Annotated in this window: 9 protein-coding genes and 1 pseudogene; all 10 read left to right on the forward strand. The window is 62.6% G+C overall.

What is annotated here, in order from left to right; translation table 11 throughout:
* A partial coding sequence (locus tag HV670_RS28290; protein ID WP_175108272.1) for a sensor histidine kinase occupies positions 1-979 on the forward strand: 979 nt, incomplete at its 5' end.
* A gap of 23 nt (positions 980-1,002) precedes the next feature.
* The gene (locus HV670_RS28295) at positions 1,003-1,392 is read left to right on the forward strand and encodes an ATP-binding cassette domain-containing protein (RefSeq protein ID WP_175108273.1); all 390 of its coding nucleotides are present in this window, start codon (positions 1,003-1,005) and stop codon (positions 1,390-1,392) included.
* A 9-nt stretch (positions 1,393-1,401) separates the two neighbouring features.
* Positions 1,402-1,783: pseudogene (locus HV670_RS28300) on the forward strand (DDE-type integrase/transposase/recombinase); the annotation flags it as partial.
* A gap of 714 nt (positions 1,784-2,497) precedes the next feature.
* Entirely contained in the window at positions 2,498-3,172 is a 675-nt protein-coding gene (locus tag HV670_RS28310) for a response regulator transcription factor (RefSeq protein WP_175108275.1), read from the forward strand.
* Positions 3,153-4,604: a sensor histidine kinase gene (locus HV670_RS28315; RefSeq protein WP_175108276.1), complete on the forward strand. Its 1,452-nt coding sequence runs from the start codon at positions 3,153-3,155 to the stop codon at positions 4,602-4,604. Before HV670_RS28310 ends, HV670_RS28315 begins: the two co-directional genes overlap by 20 nt.
* 162 nt (positions 4,605-4,766) lie before the next feature.
* A complete protein-coding gene (locus HV670_RS28320; RefSeq protein WP_175108277.1) occupies positions 4,767-5,171 on the forward strand; it encodes a PepSY domain-containing protein in 405 nt (134 codons plus the stop codon).
* Between the two features lie 369 nt (positions 5,172-5,540).
* Positions 5,541-6,602 (forward strand): carboxypeptidase-like regulatory domain-containing protein, encoded by a 1,062-nt coding sequence (locus tag HV670_RS28325; protein WP_175108278.1) that lies wholly within the window; start codon positions 5,541-5,543, stop codon positions 6,600-6,602.
* Between the two features lie 10 nt (positions 6,603-6,612).
* Positions 6,613-7,266 carry an ABC transporter ATP-binding protein gene (locus HV670_RS28330; RefSeq protein WP_217478545.1) on the forward strand — a complete coding sequence of 218 codons (654 nt, stop codon included), beginning with the start codon at positions 6,613-6,615 and terminating at the stop codon, positions 7,264-7,266.
* Positions 7,259-7,936: an ABC transporter ATP-binding protein gene (locus tag HV670_RS28335; RefSeq protein ID WP_175108280.1), complete on the forward strand. Its 678-nt coding sequence runs from the start codon at positions 7,259-7,261 to the stop codon at positions 7,934-7,936. The genes HV670_RS28330 and HV670_RS28335 overlap by 8 nt, the downstream gene beginning before the upstream one ends.
* A gap of 35 nt (positions 7,937-7,971) precedes the next feature.
* A complete protein-coding gene (locus HV670_RS28340; RefSeq protein WP_217478546.1) occupies positions 7,972-10,587 on the forward strand; it encodes an ABC transporter permease in 2,616 nt (871 codons plus the stop codon).
* Positions 10,588-10,762: the final 175 nt, after the last annotated feature.

The raw sequence follows: 10,762 nt of genomic DNA on the forward strand, positions 1-10,762 counted from the left end.
CTTCGTCCAGGTCGCGCAACCCATCTCGGTGCGCAACGACCTCGGCCTGCGGCTCGCCGCGCGGACCTTGTGGCCGCTTGCGCTGCTATTGCCCGGTGCGCTGATCCTCGTCCTGGTTGTCGTGAGCCGCGGGCTGCGCCCCGTGCACGCACTCGCGCGCGCGCTTGGCGCGCGCTCGGCGAATGTGCTCCATCCGATCGATCCGCCCGAACACGTGCCCGTCGAACTGCGCCCCCTCGTCGACAGCCTCAACGACTTGCTCAGGCGGCTCGACCTCGCACTCCCGGGCCAGCGCACGTTCATCGCCGATGCCGCCCATGAACTCCGTTCGCCGCTGACCGCGCTGCAGTTGCAGCTACAACTCGCCGTGCGTGCCGGGACGGTGAGCGGCGACCCGGCCGTACTCGCGAAACTCGACGAACGCCTCAAGCGGACCATCCACCTCGTCAATCAACTGCTCACGCTGGCCCGTGAAGATGCCGCCATGCCCGCGCTGACGGCATCATTCGATCTTCATGCGCTGGCTGCCCAGATCGTCGCGGACGCTTCGATTCTCGCCGAGCAAAAGCAGATCGACCTCGGGCTCGAACCCTCGGAGTTGTCCGCCGACGCGGCACCTTGCCTGATCGACGGGGAAAGGCATGCACTCGGTGTGCTGCTCGGCAATCTCGTCGACAATGCCATCCGTTACACCCCGCGCGGCGGCAAGGTCGACGTATCGATCGAGCGCGACGGCCACGACGTCTGCATCGAGGTATCGGACAACGGCCCCGGCATCGAAGAAGGCGAAATCGAGCGCTTGTTCGACCGCTTTTATCGAGGCGAAGGCGTGACGCAGCTGGGCTCGGGCCTCGGTCTCGCGATCGCGAGGCAGATCGCCCTGCGCCATCGGGCCACGTTGTCGATTCGCAAGCGCGGCCACGCGGGGGGTCTTGTTGTAAGAGTCGAAGGACTGCGCGCCGTCGAGCGTTCAGACTGAACATACCCGCTGCGGCGAACCCCATGCTCCACACCGACAACGTACTTCTCTCCACCTCCGGCGTCACGCGCCGCAGCGGCGAGGGCAACCGGACCCTGCTGTCGCCCACCGACTTCAAGCTTTGCGAAGGCGACCGCGTCGTCATCGTTGGCCCGGCCGGCTCGGGCAAGAGCGTATTCATGCGTACGCTCGCCCTGCTCGACCGGCTCGATGGCGGTGTCCTCGCCTGGCGCCACGCTCCCGTCGGGCGCCACGACATCCCGGCCTTTCGCCGCCGCGTGAGCTATATCGCGCAACGACCAGCGATGAACGACGGCTCAGTCGAAGACAATTTGCGCTATTCCGTTTTCCCGCCGCGGGAGCGCAGCGCGGATTTTCTAGGCAAGCGCGCGGGCGGGCTTATGGTCGCGTAATATCATCTGATGAAGAATGCTAAATCGCTCTATCACGGTCATGGCTTTCCGGCCGCAGTTTCATCGCTCTTCGAGCGCGGCGTGATCGTGAGCTATGAAACGATCCGGCGCTGGTGCGACAAATTCGGTGCGGGTTTTGCGCATCGTGTAAAAGCTGCACGTCGCAAGCCCGGCACCACGTGGCATCTGGACGAAGTGTTTGTGACGCTGCGCGGCGTGAGCAGCCGATCAACACGGCACCGAACTCGATATTCTGCTGCAGAAGCGTCGCGACAAGGCAGCAGCCATGCGGTTTTTCGAGCGCGTGCTGGCCCCGGGTTCCGAAGTGCCGCGCAAGATCGTGACCGACAAACTCTGTAGCTATCCGGCGGCGACTATTTACCATCCCCAGAGCCCGTCGCAGCGTGGCACGAACGGGAATACCAACGGACTGCTCCTGCAGTACTTACCCAAAGTTCGTTTTTCGGGGGCAAGCTCAAGGTGCGGCCCATGGGTGCCACCACCGAACAAAGTCCTTGTTATCCGATTTCTCATTGCAACTCTCCTTTCCAAAGTCTAGGAGCCTGTCGGACTTGAACAACCGAAGCGCGCTACAGGGCGGTCAAACGACTCAAAACGGAAGCAGCAACCGTTTGACTGCTCTGTAGCTCACGAAATATGGCCACTATTTAGGCAATTGCGTGGTGGGGCACGGAAAGTCCGACAGGCTCCTAGCGCTATCGCCAGAGACGCATCGCCTCACTGCAAGACCACATGCCGTGCATCATGCTTACGTGCATCACCGACGTGCCGAGCATCGCGATGAAGCCAATGACGGCGAAGATAGCGATGACGAAGTTGAGTATCCGAGCGTTGCCGAACAATGATTTCTCAGTTGCGTGTTCGTCAAACTATCGTTTTCTGGACATGGTCCTCGCGCTTGATAGGGACGATGGCGCCATCCAGGCTGGAGCCGATGCGTGCTTCAACGCCCGCCGGATGACAGCCAAGCGTTATCCCCACCGAATAGACGCACTATGCTGTCTGGGGGGGCAAATTTAGATGAAAACGGTGGGGCAGAATTCGGTGAGAATCAACATGGGGCCGGTGAGGAAGGACTGATGTCATGCGCGTTCTGGTCGTGGAAGATGACAGAACGATTGGCTCGTTTGTCACCAAGGCGCTGCAGCAGGCCGGCTTCGCGGTCGACTATGCGGGCGATGGGGCGAGCGGGCTTGAGCGGGCGCTCACCACCCCCTATGACGCGGCTGTCGTCGACATCATGCTGCCCTGGTTGGATGGACTGTCGCTCATCGAGACACTGCGCCGCAACAAGATCGCCACGCCGGTCATCATCCTCAGCGCCAAACGCACCGTCGATGACCGTGTCAAAGGCCTTCAGGCGGGCGGTGATGATTACCTGATAAAACCGTTTGCGCTGGCCGAGTTGCTCGCGCGCATCCAGGCGCTGATTCGTCGCACCAGCGGAGCCTCGGAACCGGCCCGGCTTAGCGTGGGCGAACTGGTGCTGGATCTGCTCACGCGCGAGGTGCGACGGGCCGGACAACCGCTCGAGCTGCAGCCGCGCGAGCTTGCCCTGCTCGAATACCTGATGCGCAATGCGAACCGCCCGGTCTCCAAGTCGATGATTCTGGAGCATGTCTGGGATTACCGTTTCGATCCCCAGACCAATGTCGTCGACGTGCTGGTCTGCCGCCTGCGCAACAAGATTGACCGGGATTTTCCGGTGAAGATGATTCATACCATCCGCGGGCTTGGGTATGTTCTCAAAGGGCCTTGATTCTCTTCGGAATGCGATCAGCTTTCGGCTCGCGCTCTGGTACTCGGCCTGCTTCATTCTCAGCACCGCCTCGCTGTTCGCGCTCGCGTATTTTCTTTTGGCCTCGACCCTGCGCCAGCATGATCGCAACAGCATTGAGCAGCGGCTTCACCAATTGGCGGCGCAGTACCAAGCCACGAACCTCGTGGGGGTCAAGAAGGAGCTCGCCCTTGAATCCAGGCTGCGGCAAGGAAAGCCGTTCTTTATCCGCATTGCCGGGCCGCGCAATACCACGGTCTTCGTCGAGATTCCCGATCAATGGGCCGAGTTCGACCTGAACCGTCTCGAACACGCGCCGCTGGCCGATCCCGGGGCCTTAATTCGGCTGCCAGCCAAAGACGATGAGGCCGTTCTGGAGATCGCTAGCCTCCACCTGCCCGACCAAGAGTTGCTGCAAGTCGGCAAGAGTACGGAGGAGCGCGACAGCGTGCTGGAGAGCTTTGGCTGGATCGTTGCCGGCGTCATGATTCCGATGGTTGTGATCGGCGTGCTCGGCGGAGCCTTCCTCGCGCGGCGCTCCCTGCGGCCGATTCGCCAGCTCATTCAGACCGTCCACGCGATCGAGGCAGGCGCCATGGGGGCCCGCGTGCCGATCCGCCAGATCGGCGATGAACTGGACGAACTGGGGATGCTGTTCAACGACATGCTGAACAGGATTTCGACGTTAATCCAGGGCATGCGCAACGCGCTCGACAACGTCGCCCACGATCTGCGCACGCCGGTGGCGCGAATCCGCGGCATCGCGGAGCTCGCCCTGCGCTCGGAGGGCGAGCCGACTGGTAGCCGGGAGGCGCTGGCCGACTGCGTGGAGGAGTCGGATCAGTTGCTCCAGATGCTCAACACCCTGATGGACATTTCCGAGGCCGAGACCGGGACGCTCAAATTGCACCTGACACCGGTAAACATCGCGGACCTGTTGGCTGATGCCGTCGAACTCTTCCAGTATGTGGCTGAAGAAAAAGCCATCACCCTCTCGATCATCACACCGGCGCCAATCTGGCTGACGGCTGATCGCAACCGCTTGCGCCAGGTGATGGCGAATCTGCTGGATAACGCCATCAAGTACACGCCGCAGGGTGGACGCATCGAGGTGCATGCCCACTGCCGGCAGAACATGATGGTGATCTGCGTCACCGACACCGGGATCGGCATGACGCGCGACGAACTCACGAAAATCTGGGATCGCCTGTACCGTGGCGATCACAGCCGCTCGCAGCGCGGCCTGGGGCTGGGCCTGAGCCTGGTGAAGGCCGTCGTCGAAGCGCACAAGGGTCGGGTCGAGGCGTCGAGCACGCCTGGCGCGGGATCCGTCTTCACCCTCATGCTTCCCATCATCTTCGCCGCCGAGCGCCCAGCGCCTGCCGACGATCCACCAAACATTACAAGAATGTAATGACTGGGAAAGGGTCTGGCAAGATTCAGCGATCAATATAGCTTGTGTGGGGCCGACATGCCGTTTCCTGTCCATGAGTATCCATGAGGCGAGAGGCTGCGATCGGATATCGGTCTAGGGTCGGTCTTGCACAGTCAACGAGGCGCTTAGGGCGTATTGACAATGAACGGTAGGCGAAGGAAGCAAACGCTGGGTATGGCCTTGGGCGCGCTCACGCTGGGGGTCGGGCTGCTGGGCAGCGCTTATGCGGCCGGGGACGGGACAACCCAATCCCCGGCCTATCAATCCAGCATCAAGGTGCCGGACCAGCGGAATGGAGAGCGGAGAGAAGCGGCCAAGCTCGCCACGCTGGCGAAGATTGATGCGACTCGGGCGACCTCAGCCGCGCTGGCCCAGGTACCCGGGACCTTGCGCAGGGTCGCCCTCGACAACGAGAACGGCAACCTGGTGTACAGCGTGGAGATCAAGACGGCCAGCAATGCGATTAAGGACGTCAAAGTCGATGCCGGCAACGGGGCCGTGGTGCATGTGGACACGCCCAGCGACGAAGAGGAAGCCGAGGAATAACCGGCTATCGCATGAATCTATCTGCCGCACCATCGACCGATCGGTGCGAGAGGGCCGGGTTCTGACGTGCGCGCCTGAGCAAAAACGTCGCAGGACTAGGCTTCGTGAAGAAGTCGCAATGAACAAACTACTGACAATCCAACGGCTTCCCCAGCCCAAGCCGCCGCACCTGCCAAACACTACCAGAAGGAGGGTAAGAATCGGGAAATGAGGAAGAGAAAAGCGAGAACCCAACGCATGAAAGAACGGAAACCAAGGCACAGGAAATGAAAGAAAAATAGTTGGCGTTACTGATAGTGGTGTGGGTCCGGCCGCATGTCCGGCATATGCGTCGGTTTGATGGCTACCGTTTTCCTCAGGAGGTTCGCCATGAAACGCCTCCCACTCGCGTTGGGGGCCACCCTGGTCCCCGCAAGTCTGGCAACGGCAGTTCCGCTGACGAGTGCACAAACAACTGCTCCACCGGAACAATTGCAAGGCGTGTATGTCAGCGGCGGCATCGGGCTGGATGAGGTGGCCGCGATCAAGCACATCGCGGCGCACTATCCGCTCGCGTTGGAATTTGCTCGCAAAGCGGTGCCCCAGAATGAATATATGTCGGACGTCAAGGTGGCCGTCAAAGATCACGCAGGCAAGACCGTGTTCAGCGCCACTTCCGACGGTCCTTTCCTCCTCGTGAAATTGCCCGCAGGAAACTATAGCGTCAGCGTTGACCGTCATGGCGAACCCAACAGCGCGTGGTGGAAATCAAGCGGGGCACGCACGCACGGTTGCTTTTTGTGTGGCAGAAGTAGCGACGCCAAACCTCTAGTCGTTAGGGAGTCGCCATGCAAGACAGCATTCGGATCAGGCGGTACCTCCCGGGGGGTGTCCGCAGTCATCTTTGCGTTCGCTGCCCTGATCGGCAGTGCGCAAATTGCGGTTACGCCAGTCAGGGCAGCAGAACGCGCGCTCGCGCTGGAACAGAATCCCCCCGGCGACATTCCGGACACCCAGGTCTTCTTGACCTATACGTCGCCATTGGGTTTCTCGCTCCAGGTGCCGGAGGGCTGGGCGCGAACGGAGCGCCGCGACGGGGCGAAGTTTGCGGACAAGTACAACACGGTCGAGGTCACCATCGCGCCCGCTGCCCATGCTCCGATGGCTGGGTCCGTGGCCGATCATGAGGCCGCAGATCTGCTCAAGGGTGGTCGTGCGGTCAAGATCGAGACGGTCAGGCAGGTAGCCCTTCGATCAGGTCCGGCGCTGCTGATCGTCTACACATCGAATTCCGAACCCAACCCGGTCACCAACAAGCAGCTGCGCCTGGAAAGCAACCGTTATCTGATATACGGGGGCGGCAAGCTGGCCACCCTCGATCTCTCCGCGCCGTTCGGAGCTGACAATGCCGACCAATGGAAACTCATGTCGAATTCCTTCCAATGGCGCTGAAGCGCGGCGATTGGAAGCGTTTGAACTCTACCGTTTCTACCATAGCGGCGAGGACGAAACCGTTGCGTTGCGCGGCGTCTCGCTGCGGCTCCAGGCAGAGGAATTCGTCGCGCTGATCGGGCCGTCGGGGAGCGGCAAATCCACGCTGCTGGCTTGTCTCGCCGGCCTGGATGAGCCGGATGGCGGGTATGTCGAAGTGATGGGGGTGCGTATGTCGCGCCGACCGGACGCGGTTCGCGCCGCTTTGCGGGCTCGGCACCTCGGTATTCTGATGCAGTCGGGAAACCTGTTCGAACACCTGACGGTCGAGGCCAATATGAGGCTGCAGATGTCGCTGGCCGGTCTGTCCGATCGACGGAGAGTCGACCACCTGCTGGAAGTGATGGGGCTGACCCGGCAACGCCGCGCGCACCCGCCGCAACTGTCGGGGGGCGAGGCAGCACGTGCCGGGCTGGCGGTGGCCTTGTCGGCGAATCCCCGCGTGTTGCTTGCGGACGAACCGACGGCGGAAGTGGATGCGATGACCGAAGCCACCATCCTGACGCATTTGCGAGAACGGTGCCGCGCGGGGGGCGCGATCCTGATCGCGACCCACAGTACCGCACTCGCGGCCCACGCCGACCGGCTTCTGTGCATTCGAGATGGACGCATCACTCATGACTGACGCCCTGATCGAGGCCCAGGCGGTTGGCCGGCGCTACCCGCAAGGCGGAGTTTCTATCGCCGCCGTCGCTTCCGCGACGTTCCGCCTGCGCGCGGGCGATCGGGTCGCACTCCTCGGCCGCTCCGGCAGCGGCAAGTCGACCTTGTTGCACCTCATGGCCGGACTCGATGTGCCGACCAGCGGCACGGTCACCTGGCCCGCGCTCGGCCGCGCGGACACGCTTCTGCCCGAAAAGATTGCGCTGGTGTTTCAGGCGCCAAGCTTGCTGGAGCCGTTGATGGTGAGTGAAAACGTGGCGCTGCCACTGCTCATGGCGAAAGCGACGTGCGATATCGACCGGGTGGTCATGGCTGCGCTGGCTACCTTCGGGCTTGAGAATCTGGCACGCAAACTGCCCGAAGAATTATCTGGTGGCCAGATGCAACGGGTCGCCATGGCGCGGGCGATTGTCGGGACCCCATGCGTGATCCTGGCCGACGAACCGACCGGCCAGCTCGATCAGCCGACTGGCCGCGTGTTGCTCGATGCGCTGTTGGCCCATCTGGCCGGCACTGACACGGCGCTCGTCATTGCCACCCATGATCCGGCGGTAGCTGAGCGCATGGAGAGGATTTGGCACATGGAGCACGGCACGCTCACCGAAACCGTCCATGGCGCGGGTACCCTATGAGCAGGCTGTGGCTGCTCGGCCTCGTCAAGGCACTCATGGCCCGCCTCGCGGGGGCTGCGGCGGGCGTTGCGGTGGCCGTGGCACTGCTCGCGGCGCTCGGCGCCTTTCTGGCCCAGAGTACAGCCTCCATGACGCGCCGCGCCGTTGCCGGCGTGCCGGTTGACTGGCAGGTGCAATTGGTCCCCGGGACAACCGTTCAGTCGGTGGCGGCGGCCATCGGAAAAGCCGCCGCCGTTGCCCGTCTGCAAGCGGTCAGCTACGCCGATGTCAACGGCTTCGAGGCTCATACCGGCGCAACCGTACAGACCACGGGCAACGGTAAGGTGCTTGGCATCACGGCCTCCTATATCGGCGACTATCCGGCGCAGTTCCGCACACTGCTCGGCAGCCTGGATGGCGTTCTAATCACTCAGCAAACAGCCGCCAACTTACATGTGACAGTCGGCGATGCGGTGACGATTCATCGTCTCGGCCTCGCGCCGCTCGACGTCAGGGTGGCCGGGATCGTCGACCTGCCGTATGCCGATTCGCTATTCCAGGCGGTCGGGATGCCAGCCAACGCGGCGCCGCAAGCGCCACCGGACAATGTTCTGCTGATGCCGAGGGACGAATGGCACCGCCTGTTCGACCCGCAGGCGGCCATCAGGCCGGATTCGATTCGCGTCCAGTTGCACGTCCGGCTGACGCATGACAGCCTTTCAGCCGATCCGCAGGCGGCTTTTGTGGCGGTGCAGGGTGCCGCGCGAAACCTGGAAGCGCGCATCGCGGGCAGCGGCATCGTCGCGGACAATCTGGCGGCGAGGCTCGACGCGGCACGCAGTGACGCGCTGTATGCCGAAGTGCTGTTTCTCTTTCTGGGTGCGCCGGGGGCCCTGCTGGCGGCTTTGCTGACGATGGCGGTGGTGGCTTCCGGCGCCGGCCGACGCCAGCGCGATCAGGCTTTGTTGCGAATCCGGGGCGCTTCGGGCGCGCAAATCATGAAACTGGCGGCTGTCGAAGCAGCATGCGTAGGAATAGGCGGCACTATCGCCGGACTGCTGCTGGCCACGGCTTTGACTCGCCTTGTTCTCGGCGTTGGCATGTTTGCCGCGTCTACCATCGGCTGGATCGCTGCCGCGGCCCTGACTGGCTCTCTGCTGGCTCCCGCCGCCATGCTCGCGACGGCATGGATCGATGCCAGACAGACGACGGTTATGGCGGCCCGAATGGCCGTCGGCCAGGATCGCGCCAGACTGTTGCAGAGGATCGGGCTCGATTTCATTCTCATCGCCCTCTCGGCCCTCATTTTCTGGAGAACCTCGAGCACGGGTTATCAGGTCGTGCTAGCCGCTGAGGGCATGCCGTCGTCATCGGTGGATTACCTGGCATTTCTCGCACCGCTCCTGCTATGGCTGGGCCTTGCTCTGCTGACGGTCAGAGTGTGCCTGGCCGGACTCAAACGCGGTCAGGAACGCCTGGCCAAATGGCTGGCGCCGATCGCGGGATCCCTGTCTGGCGTCGTGGCTGCCGCCATGAGCCGACAACGGAAACGCATGACGCAGGGCATCGCCTTGGTGGCACTAGCGTTTGCTTTTGCGGTGTCGACTGCCGTCTTCAACACAACCTATAACGCGCAGGCGCTCGTCGATGCCCAACTAACGAATGGGGCGGACGTGACGGTCACCGGCACGCCGCAGACACCCGCCTCGACGAAACTCAAGGAATTGTCCGCTTTACCTGGCGTGAGCGCTGTCCAACCGATGCAACACCGGCTGGCCTATGTCGCCACCGACCTGCAAGACCTGTATGGGATCGATCCGACGCACATCGGCGAGGCGACCAGTCTGTCCAATGCGTTTTTTGCGGGTGGGAACGCCCAAAAAACCCTGGATCTGCTCGCACGCACCGCCGATGGCGTTCTCGTTTCGGAGGAAACCGTCAACGACTTCCAGCTGCATGTCGGCGATACCCTCAATCTGCGACTCCAAAACGCAAAGGATCACCAGTATCACGTTGTCGCTTTCCGTTTCATCGGCGTCGTGCGTGAGTTCCCGACCGCGCCGCGCGATTCGTTCCTGGTGGCGAATGCGCGTTACGTGGCCCAACACACTGATGCCGACGGGGCCGAAGTCGTGCTGCTCAAGACATCCAAGGCACCCGGGCAAGTGGCGTCGGCTGCGCGGGCCGTGGTCGCCGCGCTACCGGGGGTCAAGGTCACCGACCTGGGCCAAGTCCAGCACATCATCGGATCCAGTCTGACCGCGGTCGACCTAGGCGGGCTGAGTCGACTGGAACTTGGCTTCGCCATTTTGATGGTGGCAGGCGCCACGGGCCTTATTCTGGCCCTCGGACTGGCCGACCGGCGGCGCACTTTCGCCATTCTGTCCGCCCTCGGCGCCAAACCTCGTCAGCTTGGCGCGTTTCTCTGGAGTGAAGCACTGCTGGTCTTTGCTGCCGGGACCGGTGTCGGGACGCTGACCGGTTTTGCACTCGCCTGGATGCTGGTCAAGCTTTTGACGGGGGTGTTCGATCCCCCGCCCGAGTTCTTGAGCGTACCGTGGCGCTATCTGGCTGCCCTGGTCAGCGTGGCGTTTGTCTCGGTCGTCCTGGCAGTGACCGGCGCGCTTCGCGAAACGCGTATTCCGGCCGTGCAACGCATGCGCGAGCTCTAGGGACACGCTGACCAATACGCATCGCATAGCCGGTCGACGTGCGAATGGATGCGACGATCGGCCGGCGGGCACTGCCGATGCTGAATAGCGGGTCTCGACAGCCTTTGGAAGGCGCGTTTTGCAAGGATCGGCGCGTTTAAGACGCACCTTGGGCATCGATGGCCAGCAACCGCCT

Origin of the sequence: Pararobbsia alpina, assembly GCF_902859895.1 — a bacterium.
GTDB lineage: Bacteria > Pseudomonadota > Gammaproteobacteria > Burkholderiales > Burkholderiaceae > Pararobbsia > Pararobbsia alpina.